Below are 13,958 nucleotides of genomic sequence, written 5' to 3' on the forward strand. Positions count from 1 at the left end.
ATTTCGATGTTTTTTGCGTCAGAACATATTTAAGGCAAATTTATTTGTTTATTTAATATCTATTAAACAAATGGCCCCCGTTAACCGCACGAATCATTAAAAATTCCTAAGAAATCGAAATTAATAAGCGTTAGTATGCCCGCGCTTATAATAAATACGGTTACTAAGGATTCAAAATGACAGCAAAATTGCGCGCTTTACCATTACTGATTGGGGCTGGCCTGCTTGCAGGTATGGCGTCTTTCGCTGCTAACGCAGAAATCACCGTCCTGAAGCAAGATCCGCAGGCCGGTAACCCTCTTAGCCGCCTTAACTTCACCGTGGGCGGCAGTATTCGTCCGCAGTTCAACATGATGTCCGGCGATGGCGACAAAGGCTCTTACAAACGTAATGGCTTTGATGGCGGCACCCGTTTCCGCTTTGCGGCTGATTATTATCTGTTCGATGATATCAGCTGGGTAAGCTATTACGAGCTGGGCGTGAATATCCCTGCGGTATTCGAGTGGGATAACCACTATGCCGAAGGCGCAAATAACACCACCCGCCGCATGTTGTATACCGGCCTGAAAAGCAAAACCTGGGGTCAGTTGACCTACGGCCAGCAGAACAGCGTTTACTATGATGTGGTTGGCGCGAAAACCGATATCTGGGACTACGACATGATCGGCCAGGCTCCGGGTAACGGCATCAACGGCGACTACGACGGATCTTACCGTTCCCGTAACATGCTGAAGTACAAAAACACCTTCGGCGATGCGGACGTTTACGCTTCCTACCTGTTTGAAGATAACGACATCCGTGCGACCACCGGCATGCGTTACAAGCGTAAAGGCGGCGGCTCTCTGGGCGTGGATTACCACATCACCAAAGACCTGACCTGGGGTACCGCATGGAACTACACCCGTGCCGATATGCGTAACCCGAACGACGGCGATAGCAAGTCTTACAACCAGAACATCTACGGTACCGCGCTGAGCTGGAAACCGGACAACTGGACCTTCAGCTTCGGCGGCGGCTGGTATCAGAACTTCCTGACCACCAAACTGAAAGACGTAAACAACTACTTCTCCGGCGACGCGTGGGGCATCGAGTACTTTGCCGGTTACACCATCCCGGTTGGTCAGTATGCGCTTAAATCCGTGCAGCCATACTTCATGGGCGACCGTTTGCAGTACGTTACCGGCCGTAGCTACCAGCGCATCGACAACGGCGTGGGCGTAAGCTTCAAGCTGGATTACGGCTTCCAGGTGGACTACGAGCACGTATTCACCTCCAGCACCGACAACCTGGGCGACATGAACCTGGTTCGTCTGCGCTACGACTTCTAAGTCAGCGTTCTTTTAATAAGCAAAGCGGAAAATCCGCTTTGCTTTTTTGTTATTCGCAAAAGCCCCGTTTTCGCCCTCCGCGCCTTCTCCCGTGCGCAAGATGAAATATTTTCAATTACCTCTGTTAACAGAATGTGCAATCTTACTCTGTCCTGTTGGATCAATTACTTAGTGAGCGGCCCGTCAAAGAGGCTCGCCGCCAGGCATCACACATCATTCTGTTAGGGAGAATACTCATGGGAAATCGTCTTAGCTGGCGTGTTGCGACCGGCGCTTTACTTCTGGCCTGCGGCCTGAACGCTGCCCAGGCAAACAGCGACCCGCACACTATCGTCTTCGGCGTAGCGCCGGGGCCGTACGGCGACATGGTAAAACAGGCCATTGCGCCGTCGCTGAAAGAGAAAGGCTATAAAGTCGTGGTGCGCGAGTTTAGCGACTACGTGCAGCCGAACATGGCGCTGGCGAACGGCAGCATCGACGCCAACCTGTTCCAGCACTCGCTTTACTTCGATAAATTCACCGCCGACAAAAACCTCAAGCTGGCGAAGCTAATCACCGTCCCGACCGCCGGAATGGGCATCTATTCCCATAAAGTGAAGAGCCTGGACGAACTGAAAAAGGGTGATATCGTCACGCTCTCTAACGACCCGACCAACCTCGCTCGCGGCCTGCGCTTCTTGCAGTCGATGGAGTTGATTACCATCAAAGAGAATATCGACCCGACTAAGGCCTCCGAGCGCGACATCGCCACCAACCCGAAAGGGCTGGTATTTAAAGCGCTGGAAGCCGCCCAGCTGCCGCGCACGCTCGACAGTGCCAGCGCAGCGCTGGTGAACGGCAATTTTGCTATTGCCGCCGGGTTGAAGCTCTCTACCGCGCTTAAGCAAGAACACCTTGATGAAAACCTCAAAAACATCATTGCGGTACGCGCCGAAGATGCCGATAAGCCTTTTGCGAAGGATATCGTCGAAACGGTGAAATCCCCGGCCTATGAAAAAGCCATCGACGACCCGCAAAATGTCTTTAATGCCTTCCAGAAGCCGGACTGGATGGTTGCCGCAGAGAAAAAGTAACTGTCTGAGCAGGGCAGGCGGGATGCCTGCTCTTTGTCGCTGATTTGAGGTTTTCATGATTGAGATAGAAAAAGTCTGCGTGGACTTTGCCACCGGGCGCAGCCAGACAAGCCGCGCGGTGAATAACGTCACGCTCCATATAGGGGCGGGCGAAGTTTTTGGCATCGTCGGCACCAGCGGCGCGGGGAAAAGCACATTGCTGAGAACCCTGAACGCGCTCCAGCGCCCGAGCGAGGGCAGCGTAAAAATCGCCGGGACGGAAATCACCGCATTGCAAGGCACAGCGCTGCGTAAAGCTCGCCAGCGCATAGGCATGATCTTCCAGCACTTCAACCTGATGCACACCCGCACCGTCAGGCAAAACGTCGCTTTCAGCCTTAAGGCTGCGGGCTGGGAACGCAGTAAAATTGGACCTCGCGTGGCGGAAATTCTTGAGCTGGTGGGGCTGGGGGATAAAGCCAATCGTTACCCGGTGCAGCTGAGCGGCGGGCAGAGGCAGCGCGTCGGCATTGCTCGCGCCATTGCCAACCACCCGGACGTTTTGCTGTGCGATGAGCCGACTTCGGCGCTGGATCTCGAAACCTCAGCCACCATCCTGGCGTTGCTGAAAAAGATCAACCAGCAACTGGGGATAACCATCGTGCTTATCACCCACGAAATGAACGTGATCAAATCTATCTGCGATCGCGTGGCGGTGATGTCCGGTGGGGAAGTGGTGGAGTCCGGCGAGGTGTTCGACATCTTTGCTCATCCGCAACACGAGTTCACGCAGCAGCTGGTTTCCCATACGTTGAATTTAACGCTGCCGGTGCGTCTGCTGGACAATATGCGCGGCGCGCTGCTGAAAATCATGTTTATTGGCGACTCGGCGGAGCAGCCCGTGCTCTCCTTCGCGGCGGTAAAATACGGCGTGGCGGTGAATATCCTGCACGGCAAAATTGAATACATTAGCGATCGCGCTCTGGGCATTCTGGTGGTGGCGATCACCGCACCCGGCAATCCTGCGGCGGTAGGCGATGCTATCGACCATATCCGTAAAAATACGGCCTACGTGGAGGTACTGAATGGATGATTTAGTCGCGGATCTGACGCTCGCCTTCGGCGAAACCTTCCAGATGCTGGGTATTTCCACGCTGCTGGCAATTATCGGCGGCCTGCCGCTGGGCTTCCTGATCTTTGTGACCGACCGCAATCTGTTCTGGCAAAACCGCGGCCTCAATATCATCAGCTCGGTGGTGGTAAACATCGTGCGTTCGGTGCCGTTCGTGATCCTGCTGGTGCTTTTGCTCCCGCTCACGCAGTTCCTGCTCGGCAACACCATCGGGCCGATTGCGGCTTCCGTGCCTTTATCCGTCGCGGCAATTGCGTTTTATGCCCGCCTGGTGGACGGCGCGCTGCGGGAGGTGGATAAGGGCATTATTGAGGCCGCAGAGGCGTTCGGGGCAAGCCCGATGCGCATCATCTGCACCGTGCTGCTGCCGGAAGCCAGCGCCGGACTGCTGCGTGGGTTAACCATCACCCTCGTCAGCCTGATTGGCTACTCGGCAATGGCGGGGATTGTGGGCGGCGGCGGCGTGGGCGACCTGGCTATCCGCTTCGGCTATTACCGCTACGAAACCCAGGTCATGGTGGTCACGGTTGTGGCGCTGATTGTGCTGGTGCAGGTTGTACAGATGATTGGCGATTATCTGGCAAAACGCGCCGATAAGCGCGACAGGCATTAACTCTTTTACTGGCCGGATATTTGTTCGGCCAGCTTTAGATTGAGTTGCCGGAGATGTTTTGTTTAATGGCATCGGCGGATCAATCACACTAAGGATTAGTGCTCCGGCCTTGTGGGAAGGCCGGAAATACGGTAGTTACCAGCGGAGTTCTGAAGTTGGGAGGAATGTTACTGCTTCAACCATCTCTGGCATGTCGTATCGTATTTGCATTGTAATCGGCATATGAAAGTCTACGACTGTGAATCGTTCAATCCAGCCGATCTCGTGTTTCATGATGACTCTTGGCGAGATGCTTTTTTCTGGAGGGCCAAAGTTTTCATGTATCCACTTTCGAGACATTCTTTTCTGGAGTGGTGCAGGTAATATGTTCGGGAATGACCAGTTTTTTACTTTGTCATATTGAATTCGTAACGTCATCTCCTGAAATATGCGCCCATCACGTTTGAAGGATAGATAGATACCTTCTTTTGCCATTTCTAAGCCGAGGTCGGGATCTCCTGAGGATGCTGACGGTTGGGTTTTGTATGGTAGCAACCCAGCGTCGTATATCTCATTGTAGCTTTTACCCAAACTACGAATTAGTGCTTCAACATTCACAGTCATTTGTACAATCCTTGCTCAGAGTTCAGTTTGTGCATCCTTGATCTTGCAGTTTCAAGCTGTTCCTCAGTAATACCATATTCTTTGAGTGCTGGTTTTATTGTGTCAAAGTTCATATCTAACGCACTCCTTAAGTTCTTGGCGTCCATTGATATTTGATCTGAATTATTGCGCCCACCGTAAGTTTGGCTAATTTTTTGGTGAATCTCTTTCGGGATTACATTTCTCCACTTGAAATTTGAAAATCCAAATTATCTTGAAAAAAGTATTTTCCTATAATTATCTCAATTGCTTTGACCTGCTGGCCGGTAAGATTCCATCCTCCAATCCCAGTAGTGAAATCATTATAGTATTCATCTGTCCAGGACATCATTTTTGCTATTTCTGGGAGTTTTTCTTTAGGTATGTTAACTTCAAAGACGAGTAATTCATCTACACGTTAAAAAGCATCAACAGTATAAATAATTGTCATTTCTCAACCCTTCTTGTCGGATCAGTTGTCTTAAAGCGTGGGAGTGTCGAAATATAAATGTAGCGACCTTAATAAAGGTCGCTTACTGGGGGTTACCAACGAAGTTCTGAGGTTGGTAGAAAAGTTAACTTCCTTGCATATTCACTCAGGTCATAGTCAATTTGTAATGAAACTGGGATATGAAAGTCAACTAACGAATATCTTTCCGTCCAGCCAATTTCTCTTCTCCCTCTTTTTCTTGGTGAGAGTGCCTTATCTGGTTCTCCAAATTCAATATGAATCCAGTGGCGAGTCATCTGAGAATGGAGAGGGGGGGTAATATATTTGGAAATACCCAATTTTTCTTTTCTTGATCCTGCAATGTTAACGTAAATTCTTTGAACTGTTTTGTATCACGATGGAAGGCTAAAAACACACCCTCTTTAACCATATCTAACGTGACAACATCGGATCCAGAAAATCCCGTTGGTTTTGATTTGTATGGAATCAAATCAGTATCGACTAATTCCTTATAGGTTTTTCCAAGACTATGAATTAATGCTTCTACATTGACTGTCATTTTTTATATAACCCCATACTCTCGTTCAGTTCATGCATTTTACCTCTAACTGTTTCAAGCTTTTCCTCAGTGATACGGTTTCCTTTTAATGCAGGTTTTATAACGTCGAAGTTTCGATCAGCTGCAGCGCGAAGATTATGAGAATCACTCTCAACCTTATCAGGTTTATGACGACCACCATATGTTTCACTAACTTTTCTATGAACATCTTTTGGAATCACAATAGCTGCGACTTCGTTTGCCAACATTTCTAATTCCTTCTCATCAGCATCAGGATAAAGCCGTCGATAGTATGACCGAACAGCTGCTGCCGAGGGTATATGATCCGCCTCATACATTCCCTGGCGAGAGCGCCGAACAAAATCGCTGTACAGCTCAACCTCTAAAAACTCCACCGGTGGCTTACTCAGATAAACATAAATCAGCGGAATATTCGGCAACGACAAAATACTCAGAATAGAGTTATGGAAAATAAAATTGTACTATTTAATATAAAATACCTAATTACTTTCATGCTATGACAACACTCTCTCAAGATAGGTAATGAATTTCTTTACTTCATCTATAGTAGTATACCACTCTGATATTTTTTCACCCTCTGAAAACGATTCGTACTCACCACAATATGTATTTATCTCATCTAAAGAGAAGTTTTTTATTTCATCCAAAAAAATCATTTTATTCTGAATAATAACGTTGTCTTTTCTAAAATAGAGAATCCACGAAAATAAAAAACTTACCTCTTTAGGATAATACATAGAAACAAATAAAATTGAATTATTATTTTCATTAACTCCCTTTTTTAAAGAGGAAAGCCAACTAGCACGGTATTGACTAATATCCCAATAGTCTACGGGAATCTGCATTCCTTCTTTAAAATCCCCTATAACAATTGAGGCTGGCAATACAGCTTCATTAAACTCAGACTTAATAATTTTATCTTCTGTAAAGATTCCGAACATGTTATCATCCTTTAATTCTGTTTAAATCTTTATCATATGTACCCAAGCGTACCCCTTTGTTACTAAACTTCTTCCACCCATCTGAGACATTATGCCCGTCAACATCGGGAGTTATATAATCTTTCCCATTGAAAAATGCTGGTTGTCCATGCGAGTTGAATGGTGCTTTATTAGGCCCTAAACGCTGGTTATACCCAAGTCTTTTCGCTGCTTTTTCCGCATTTTTTCCTTTGAGAGAAGTACTAAGATAAACATAAATCGGCGGAATATTCGGCAACGGCAGGATAAGAATATAATCCGCAAAACTCTTTTCTTCCGGGGCCGGGGTGGTCGTTGCCTCAATACGAGTAACTTCCGGCAGCGGATCAACCACTACCGGGTTCGGTATCCTTACCGGGTTCTGGTTGCCTGTATTCCACGGTTTATTTTCACCCGTGTTATCTGGTGTCCAGATAATCGTTATACCCGGCTCTTCTTCTGTGGTGAAGGTATACGCCTTTCGGGCGCTATCCCACTCCATTTTACGCACCCGAACCATGTCCTTTCCCGGTGGGGTATGCCAGCCGTGAGGAACAGGATGGCCTTTATCATCCTGCTCCCATGTATAACGCACCCGGCTTGGTGCTTCGCGCATTTGCTCCGCTCTCATACGGTCGATGAAATCCTGCTCACCGTCATTCAGCCTGCCGGGCATCATTCCCACCAGTACTGCTGCGACAGGGGCTCCGGGGCCGCTGGTGGCGACCCTCCCAAGCCCGGTCGCCATTTCCCCCAGTTTTACCGCCCACGTCCCCGACGTAATCGCGCTTCCGCCAATCAGGCCAAGGACGCTGGCGCCTTCCACTGCCATTTGTACGTTGGCGGCACTCGCGGCCGCAGCTTTTGCAGCCTGATAATCCATTTCCTCATGGTTACCAAACCACCACTTGTACAGAGCGCTTCGCTTTCTGGGCTCGGGAATATCGTCTACAGGTTTCTTTTTCCTGGCCGTTTGCGCATGCTGCGGGGCATCATTATCAGAGGCAGGATCGGCAGGAGGAATGGCTTGATAAAATGCCATTGAAGCAAAATTGGTATGGGGTTCCCGCTCTTCTCCGGCATCATTACAACCCTCACCACGCAGGCAGGATTTGGCAAAGACACGGTTACTATCTCTTTCTTCCGCCAGACGTTTTTGTTCGGCTTCTTTTTCCGCTTTACGAACCAACAGCATTGCAGCATGTTTTTCCTGTGCTATTTGCACAGGAGAGGACTCAGATCCCAGCCATTGCCCCAAAGGGGCTATTATCCGGTTGCTACCCCGCGGACAATCACACGTCACTTCACAGCGATCTACTGCAACCTGAATCCCCATAAAGGAGCGTTGGTATTGTTTGGCGCTTTCAACAACTTTTCCAACCTTCCCGCACTTCGGGCAGGGGGTTGTTTTATCCCCAAGCCTGATAACACCAAATCCAAAAATACTGACCTGATTAAGGGGAAGCGATGTGATAAGGCGGGCGCCTGTGGTTGTCTTATCGCAGCTTAATGCCTGCCCCAACCCGTCTATATCGGGACGATAGCCCATTATTTCCCCTCAACACTGTTCAGGAAATCCAATGGCATTGCAACGCCTTCCCGGCCTTTCAAAAAAGAGACATTTTGAGGTGTGCTGATTATCTCATCCCCGTTATCCAGCAAGCTGCCAACCAGCGCAATGCCCAGACCCTCAATGCTGTACTCACTTCCGGCACTGGTGATTATTTTTGCCGTACTGCCGTCCGGATAAGTTACGCTGCAACCCTCAGTCAGCACGCTGGCCCACTGACCATTTTCCAGACAAATTTTAAAACCTTCATTTGAAGCCGCATTATGCTCTTTTCCTGTACCGCTCTGGCGCGTTTTGCAACCCGCTACCGCTAAGCGATAAATAGAATTGACCGGATGTTTAAGACAAGAGACTTTTTGCTCTTCAATCAGAACACGCGTTCCCTCGTCCATCCCGGTCAGGTGTTCCGCAGTAAACGGGGGTTGATCCATGTTTGCCAGCAGTTCCGGGGTTATTTCATTGGTGTATTGACAGTTCATTCCATTTCCCTTGTCATTTATGTGGTTACGAAGGCGTAATATTAGCCGATCCTTATTTTTAAATAAAAGAATTTTATTATTACCTGTTCAGGTAACTATCTGTCGTTATTTATAAGTTTGGGTTGTATTAACAATGTGAGTTTTATTTTTTTAGCACCATTATAGATATGCCATGGTTGTTTTTATTGCTTTTAAATTCAAAAGATAAAGGATTGAATGCCATCTTTCAGATGAGCTGTATTCAGAAGTGTTAATTCTGTATTAAGGTGTATTGAGATATTTTAAAACACCATTGGTAAAGAGAAGAATCACGCATCCGTGAGCGGATTTATTTGGCCGGCAGCATTGGTGGCAGCGATTTGACGAGCTCCTCTTTGTCATTCCCCAAAGCGTTTCCTTATTCCTGCGAGCCGCCTCGAAGTTTGCATTTTTGCCTGAAATTTAAGCTGTGCCACTGTGTGGCTATCCAGTATGCTTGGAGGGAAGAGCAGTAGATGAATCCGGTCGAGGCCGGAAAAAGAAGCGCCCCCGAATGGTGGTGGAACACCAGACGGGGGCTAACCACAACGTAACTTCACGGAGTAACGCTATGGCTAACGCCGATAGTAACACACAGGCTCGCCCTGAAATCACCCCGCAAGACCCCGCATTTGCGGGCAATATCGCAACCCTGCTAGAAAAACCGCAGGGGGCAGCGATGGATCTCTTCCAGGTGCTCGATATTTGCGAGCAGTACGCAGGAAGTTTGATTGAAAACGAAAATCACACGGAAAGTATGGCGCTATGCGGCCGTCTGCTCGCCGGGCTGGAAGTATTAAAAAGCGTTTTAAAAGCCCCGATGCCGGACTATCTGATAGAAAAGCTGACGATAAAAGAGAGCGAAACCGGCAGCTACGGTAACCCGATAGCAACGGACTCCGAAACACTATGCGAATACTGCGCGGCGTTAACCATCGTTCTGCTGAACCACCAGGAATCTCCGGAGCAAAAAGAGCAGATGACCGGGCTGCTGTACGAGTTGCTCGTTGTTCTGGTGGAGGATTTAAAAGCGCCGAGGTTTGTTCGCACCCCTGAAGGTGAGTTAAAGATGATCGAGGGCGGGGCTTTGAATTTGGTTCATTGATTTTAGGTTGTATTGTGAAAATCGCCTTCCCCCTGGTGGGGGAAGGCGATTGCTATAAGCGAGAAGTGGAAGTTGATAATTTTCCGCGAACTCAAAAAATCACGACTGAAGTTGTAGCAATTCAACTGACTGTTTCTTTAGTCGAAGCTATGAGAAATCCCAGTTAATAACGATGGCGTTACAGTGTTTACAAATGAATTTATAAACACCCTGATCACCTCCGGGTGCATACCCAGTCATAAAGCTTTCCCAGTCTTTCCTGCTCTGGTCATATCTCTCCATCCAGGTGTGGATGGTTTTCTCATCTGCATCGATTATATCTTGAGCGGAAGCATCTCCATGAAATTCACAAGCATCATTACAATGCGTTGCCCACTCCTGGTCTTGCCAGGTAAAGAAACCTGGCGTGCGGTAACAAATCTCACTTGATACATTACCATCAACACATTCATGATCTATTTCATTAAAAAAACTGACTAAGCCGGATTCAACAGCCTCGCCAGTTTGAATGCATTGAGTACATAGCATGGCATCATTAGTAACCGAGGAATATTGGGGGCCAATATATTTTAAATCGCTAACTTTCCTACAGCAGTCACAAGTAAATGAATCCTCAGTAAATATTGTCGTTAAGTAATTGTCGCTCATATAGTTAAATCTGGACATATATAACCCTTATGTTACCAATGCACTTATTAACCTCTTTTCTCGAAAAAATAACACAAATAAAGATTTGTGACCTTCGAACGCGAAAGTATCTTCGAAATACATCTGTGCTGGCAGGTGTACGCGTATCAGTACAGGGGTGTTGTGACTCAATCTTTCCAGGGCACAGGTTCACCAATATAAGTATGTGTGCAGCAGCGGCAGGCCACCTTAACATCCTTTCCCGTAATCGAAAGATTTACCTGTTGCAGAATTCTATTCCCATCAACAAACAGTCCCGGATAAAAGCTACTTTCGCCAATGCAGATCAAATCCCTTCTCTGATGCTCATGCAGTGCAACTAACCAGAATACAGGCTCAGTGGTATCAAGGCGCCCACATACTTCGCTGAATATTTCATCCCATGGTTTTCCAATCTGTTTGATCAGAAAGTGAAATAATGGCGTATAGTCCCGGCCACGTTTTTGCCTGCCATGCATTGTCTCGCGCTTTGCCTGTAGCTCGTCTCCAACTTTTTTACGATTGCGTTCCCAGCGATACTCAGCACCTGGATTATTAGAATGATGTCGTGTAGTCGTGTTGACACTGCGATACAGTTTGCGGGACTTATTTAGTTGATGAGTTCGCATAACTTGAGCTCCTGCATCCTTTCTTTTGTGAGTCGATAACTCCTACCGGAGCCAGGACTAAATAAACAATAGTCACGTTTAAAGCGCTCTCATTCTGCTGAAATACTTTCCCACGGACAACTATCAAATGGCCTGAACTGGCAGCTGGCAGCTGGCAGGAAAAACTATACAGAAGTAAACGTAAGGTCTTAAGCAAAGAAATTCGTAGGCGAGGCTATTCCACTTTTCTACTTTTCAATCATTCTACCCGCAGTTGCCCTTTCCCCAACGATTAGCTAGTATCCTTTCAGCTTCCAGTAAGTCGTAAACGTTAACGTTATCCAACGTACATATTCTCCCCGGCATTCGGGGTAATTGTACTTGGGTAATATCATGGCACTGTTTACATCCCCCCTTATTGCGTACCGCAAGCCCCACGTTCTGGGCTTTATCCTCTATTTCATTGTCGGCCTGGTCGACGGCGCGATTGTTCCCTTTTTCCCGCTGTGGGCGCAGCAGTCTGCCGCTATTCCGGTGGAGTTTATTGGCCTGCTTTTCGGCTGTTATGCCGGGGGAGAGTTGCTGGCCGCGCCGTTTATCGGCGGCATTGCCGATCGCGTGGGCAGAAGGCCCGTTTTGATTATTTCGGCTACCGGCGTCGGGGCAGGTTTTATTGCGCTGTTTTTTGCGCACGGCGTCTTTGCCGCAGCCGCAGTGCTGATCGTTATTGGCCTGTTTGAATCGGTGCTGCACCCGACTATCTACACCATTGTGGCCGACGCGACGCCAGCCGCAGAGCACCGCCGTCAGTTCAGCGTTATGCGAGTGTTCTCCGGCACGGGTGCAATCGCCGGTCCGCTTCTGGGTACGGTGCTGGTGCAAGAGGGACTGGGCTATGTCTTTCTGGCCGGAGGATCGGTGATGGTTGCTGGTGGCCTGATGCTGACGATTTGCCTGCCGGAAACGCGCTCATTAGCCGCTGGTGCGGAAGATGAGGATGCCGAAGAAGGGTTTAGCGCGCTGCTGCCTGCGTTCCGGGATAGTCGCCTTGCCGTCCTGCTGATGTGGGTGCTGCTGCTGGGCGTGGCCGGGAGCTGGGTGGAGGCCATTATGCCGCTGTATGCGAGCAATCAAATGGGAATGAGCGCCGCCAGCATCGGCTATCTGTTCGCGTTTGGTGCGGTAATTAACACGGTTGGTCAGCTCGCCTTAACGAAGCTGTTTTCCCGGCGTTCGCCGTTGTTTATCACCCTCAGCGCAGGTTCGGCGCTTATCACCGCATTTGGTCTGCTGCTGGCGTACCCGCACGTTGTTTCGTTGGTGATGGCGGTCTGCCTGTATTCATTATCCCAAATGATGACTGGCCCGCTGATCCCGACGGCGGTGAATAAATTAGCCCCGGCGCGGTTACGAGCGACCTACATGGCGGCGCTTTCGGTAGTCAGCGATCTACAGGGATCGGTGGGGCCAGCTACCGGCACGGCACTGTTCGCGCTTTCGTTTACGCTGCCGTGGGCGGTTGGCATTCCTCTGGTCGGGCTGGCGGTGACCGGGTTAGGGCTTGCGCTCACGGCAGGGGATAAACCGGCTAATCGTTAATGCTGCGCAGCCAGGATTCAACCTGCTGGTAATCTCCACGGAAGACGATTTGGTCGGCTTTCTGGCTGAGCTGATAGCGGTACATCGGGTCGTAATACTCTTTCAGCAGCGGCGACAGCCAGGCGAGGTGGCCTTCGCAGGAACCCGTTTTCCGCTGGGTGAGCAGCGCTTCGTCTAGCCTGGCGGTGAACTGCTGGAAGCGCTCCATGCCCAGACGGCGGCGGATGGCAAACAAGCCGTGGTGCAGGTACTCGGCGTAATTGCGCCACGCGCTTTCTTCATCGCTGACGGATAAAAACGCCTCGATCATCTGCCGGAAGTATTCGTTTTTGAGGCGCTCCAGCCGCAGTTCAAACGGATCGTCGATGGCCACAATCGGCGAGCGCAGCATCTGTTCTCTGAAGGCTTCGGGGATATGGCGGGAACCAATCATCCGGCCTTCATCTTCCGCAACCAGCGTTGTGGGCTCGACAGGGCTGATTTTGAGCAGGGTGACGGCGAGGTCGTTTTCGAAGCTTGCCTGAGAAGGTTGCTCCACAATCGTGCGGCCAAATGACGAGCCGCGATGGTGCGCCAGGCCTTCAAGGTCGACGCCCGTCGGCAGCGAGCGAATAAGGATGGTTTTGCCGCAGCCGGTATTGCCGCTGACGATAATCATCGGCCATTGAGAACGGGTTTCTGTTACTTGCATAGCATGCTGGCGCAGGGCTTTGTAGCCGCCGGTGACCAGCGGATACTCCAGGCCTTTTTCCCGCAGCCACTGCTGCACGATATGGCTGCGCATTCCGCCGCGGGCGCAGCACAAATAGCCTTCAGGTTGTCTGCGGCAGCTTTCCAGCCAGCGTGCGATTCGGCTGGCTTTTAACTCCCCGCTGACCAGCCGGTGCCCCAGTTCGACAGCGGCCTGCTGGCCCTGCTGCTTATAGCATGTCCCGACCTGGGCACGTTCATCGTCCAGCATCAGCGGTAAGTTATGCGCAGCGGGCATGGCTCCCTGAGCGAATTCTACCGGGGCGCGCACGTCGATAAGCGGGATGTCGTTGAGCAGCAGGCGGTCGTAGTCCTGCGCGTTTGGGCGTTTTTCCATGGCATAACCTTAGTCTGAAGCGGCGAAACGTTGGGGATTGTGCGCTTCTGGTTGGGCAAAGGAAAGGGCAGGGTGGGAAATTGGTCTGAC

Annotated in this window: 15 protein-coding genes and 1 pseudogene; 6 read left to right on the top strand and 10 right to left on the bottom strand. The window is 49.7% G+C overall.

Annotated elements, in window-relative coordinates; genetic code table 11:
• Nucleotides 1-176: 176 nt before the first annotated feature.
• From FOC35_RS14455 to FOC35_RS14470, 4 genes are all read left to right on the top strand, one after another.
• Nucleotides 177-1,328 (top strand): porin, encoded by a 1,152-nt coding sequence (locus FOC35_RS14455; protein WP_016537626.1) that lies wholly within the window; start codon nt 177-179, stop codon nt 1,326-1,328.
• A 236-nt stretch (nt 1,329-1,564) separates the two neighbouring features.
• Nucleotides 1,565-2,401, top strand: coding sequence for a MetQ/NlpA family ABC transporter substrate-binding protein (locus FOC35_RS14460; RefSeq protein ID WP_172569268.1), 837 nt, complete (start codon nt 1,565-1,567; stop codon nt 2,399-2,401).
• 55 nt (nt 2,402-2,456) lie between these two features.
• Complete coding sequence (gene sfbB / locus FOC35_RS14465; protein ID WP_172569269.1) at nt 2,457-3,473, top strand: virulence-associated ABC transporter ATP-binding protein SfbB; 1,017 nt, start codon at nt 2,457-2,459, stop codon at nt 3,471-3,473.
• The gene (locus FOC35_RS14470; protein ID WP_172569270.1) at nt 3,466-4,125 is read left to right on the top strand and encodes a methionine ABC transporter permease; all 660 of its coding nucleotides are present in this window, start codon (nt 3,466-3,468) and stop codon (nt 4,123-4,125) included. Before sfbB ends, FOC35_RS14470 begins: the two co-directional genes overlap by 8 nt.
• Before the next feature lie 135 nt (nt 4,126-4,260).
• Here FOC35_RS14470 and FOC35_RS14475 read toward each other — a convergent pair whose 3' ends face one another.
• The 7 genes and pseudogenes from FOC35_RS14475 to FOC35_RS14505 form a co-directional block, all read right to left on the bottom strand.
• Nucleotides 4,261-4,728, bottom strand: a complete 468-nt coding sequence (locus tag FOC35_RS14475; protein WP_172569271.1) for a DUF6392 family protein — start codon at nt 4,726-4,728, stop codon at nt 4,261-4,263.
• Between the two features lie 214 nt (nt 4,729-4,942).
• On the bottom strand, nt 4,943-5,098 hold the full coding sequence (locus FOC35_RS14480) for a hypothetical protein (RefSeq protein WP_172569272.1): 156 nt from the start codon (nt 5,096-5,098) through the stop codon (nt 4,943-4,945).
• A gap of 191 nt (nt 5,099-5,289) precedes the next feature.
• Nucleotides 5,290-5,756 (bottom strand): annotated as a pseudogene (locus tag FOC35_RS14485) (DUF6392 family protein).
• Entirely contained in the window at nt 5,753-6,196 is a 444-nt protein-coding gene (locus FOC35_RS14490) for an S-type Pyocin family protein (RefSeq protein WP_172569273.1), read from the bottom strand. Before FOC35_RS14490 ends, FOC35_RS14485 begins: the two are co-directional and overlap by 4 nt.
• Before the next feature lie 75 nt (nt 6,197-6,271).
• The gene (locus FOC35_RS14495; RefSeq protein ID WP_172569274.1) at nt 6,272-6,718 is read right to left on the bottom strand and encodes a hypothetical protein; all 447 of its coding nucleotides are present in this window, start codon (nt 6,716-6,718) and stop codon (nt 6,272-6,274) included.
• A 4-nt stretch (nt 6,719-6,722) separates the two neighbouring features.
• Nucleotides 6,723-8,285: an S-type pyocin domain-containing protein gene (locus tag FOC35_RS14500; protein ID WP_216845764.1), complete on the bottom strand. Its 1,563-nt coding sequence runs from the start codon at nt 8,283-8,285 to the stop codon at nt 6,723-6,725.
• The gene (locus tag FOC35_RS14505; RefSeq protein WP_254065289.1) at nt 8,285-8,698 is read right to left on the bottom strand and encodes a hypothetical protein; all 414 of its coding nucleotides are present in this window, start codon (nt 8,696-8,698) and stop codon (nt 8,285-8,287) included. The genes FOC35_RS14500 and FOC35_RS14505 overlap by 1 nt, the downstream gene beginning before the upstream one ends.
• Before the next feature lie 676 nt (nt 8,699-9,374).
• Between FOC35_RS14505 and FOC35_RS14510 the strand changes: the two genes are divergently transcribed.
• On the top strand, nt 9,375-9,908 hold the full coding sequence (locus tag FOC35_RS14510) for a hypothetical protein (RefSeq protein ID WP_172569276.1): 534 nt from the start codon (nt 9,375-9,377) through the stop codon (nt 9,906-9,908).
• Nucleotides 9,909-10,055: 147 nt separating this feature from the next.
• On the opposite strand, the gene FOC35_RS14515 is transcribed toward FOC35_RS14510, so the two are convergent.
• A complete protein-coding gene (locus FOC35_RS14515; protein WP_172569277.1) occupies nt 10,056-10,574 on the bottom strand; it encodes a CbrC family protein in 519 nt (172 codons plus the stop codon).
• A 149-nt stretch (nt 10,575-10,723) separates the two neighbouring features.
• On the bottom strand, nt 10,724-11,203 hold the full coding sequence (locus FOC35_RS14520) for a hypothetical protein (RefSeq protein ID WP_172569278.1): 480 nt from the start codon (nt 11,201-11,203) through the stop codon (nt 10,724-10,726).
• Nucleotides 11,204-11,575: 372 nt separating this feature from the next.
• On the opposite strand from FOC35_RS14520, the gene FOC35_RS14525 reads away from it, so the two are divergent.
• Nucleotides 11,576-12,781: an MFS transporter gene (locus FOC35_RS14525; protein WP_172569279.1), complete on the top strand. Its 1,206-nt coding sequence runs from the start codon at nt 11,576-11,578 to the stop codon at nt 12,779-12,781.
• Here FOC35_RS14525 and mnmH read toward each other — a convergent pair.
• Nucleotides 12,771-13,868 carry a tRNA 2-selenouridine(34) synthase MnmH gene (gene mnmH / locus FOC35_RS14530; protein WP_172569280.1) on the bottom strand — a complete coding sequence of 366 codons (1,098 nt, stop codon included), beginning with the start codon at nt 13,866-13,868 and terminating at the stop codon, nt 12,771-12,773. The genes FOC35_RS14525 and mnmH overlap by 11 nt on opposite strands.
• Between the last annotated feature and the right edge of the window lie 90 nt (nt 13,869-13,958).

The organism is Cedecea sp. FDAARGOS_727, from assembly GCF_012273235.1.
In the GTDB taxonomy this organism is placed as follows: domain Bacteria; phylum Pseudomonadota; class Gammaproteobacteria; order Enterobacterales; family Enterobacteriaceae; genus Cedecea; species Cedecea davisae.

Excerpts from the sequence above, each read along its gene's own strand:
- FOC35_RS14455 (WP_016537626.1), top strand. The coding sequence starts at position 177 with ATGACAGCAAAATTGCGCGCTTTACCATTACTGATTGGGGCTGGCCTG.
- FOC35_RS14460 (WP_172569268.1), top strand. The coding sequence starts at position 1,565 with ATGGGAAATCGTCTTAGCTGGCGTGTTGCGACCGGCGCTTTACTTCTG.
- sfbB (WP_172569269.1), top strand. The coding sequence starts at position 2,457 with ATGATTGAGATAGAAAAAGTCTGCGTGGACTTTGCCACCGGGCGCAGC.
- FOC35_RS14470 (WP_172569270.1), top strand. The coding sequence starts at position 3,466 with ATGGATGATTTAGTCGCGGATCTGACGCTCGCCTTCGGCGAAACCTTC.
- FOC35_RS14475 (WP_172569271.1), bottom strand. The coding sequence starts at position 4,728 with ATGACTGTGAATGTTGAAGCACTAATTCGTAGTTTGGGTAAAAGCTAC.
- FOC35_RS14480 (WP_172569272.1), bottom strand. The coding sequence starts at position 5,098 with ATGATGTCCTGGACAGATGAATACTATAATGATTTCACTACTGGGATT.
- FOC35_RS14495 (WP_172569274.1), bottom strand. The coding sequence starts at position 6,718 with ATGTTCGGAATCTTTACAGAAGATAAAATTATTAAGTCTGAGTTTAAT.
- FOC35_RS14500 (WP_216845764.1), bottom strand. The coding sequence starts at position 8,285 with ATGGGCTATCGTCCCGATATAGACGGGTTGGGGCAGGCATTAAGCTGC.
- FOC35_RS14505 (WP_254065289.1), bottom strand. The coding sequence starts at position 8,698 with ATGGACGAGGGAACGCGTGTTCTGATTGAAGAGCAAAAAGTCTCTTGT.
- FOC35_RS14510 (WP_172569276.1), top strand. The coding sequence starts at position 9,375 with ATGGCTAACGCCGATAGTAACACACAGGCTCGCCCTGAAATCACCCCG.
- FOC35_RS14515 (WP_172569277.1), bottom strand. The coding sequence starts at position 10,574 with ATGTCCAGATTTAACTATATGAGCGACAATTACTTAACGACAATATTT.
- FOC35_RS14520 (WP_172569278.1), bottom strand. The coding sequence starts at position 11,203 with ATGCGAACTCATCAACTAAATAAGTCCCGCAAACTGTATCGCAGTGTC.
- FOC35_RS14525 (WP_172569279.1), top strand. The coding sequence starts at position 11,576 with ATGGCACTGTTTACATCCCCCCTTATTGCGTACCGCAAGCCCCACGTT.
- mnmH (WP_172569280.1), bottom strand. The coding sequence starts at position 13,868 with ATGGAAAAACGCCCAAACGCGCAGGACTACGACCGCCTGCTGCTCAAC.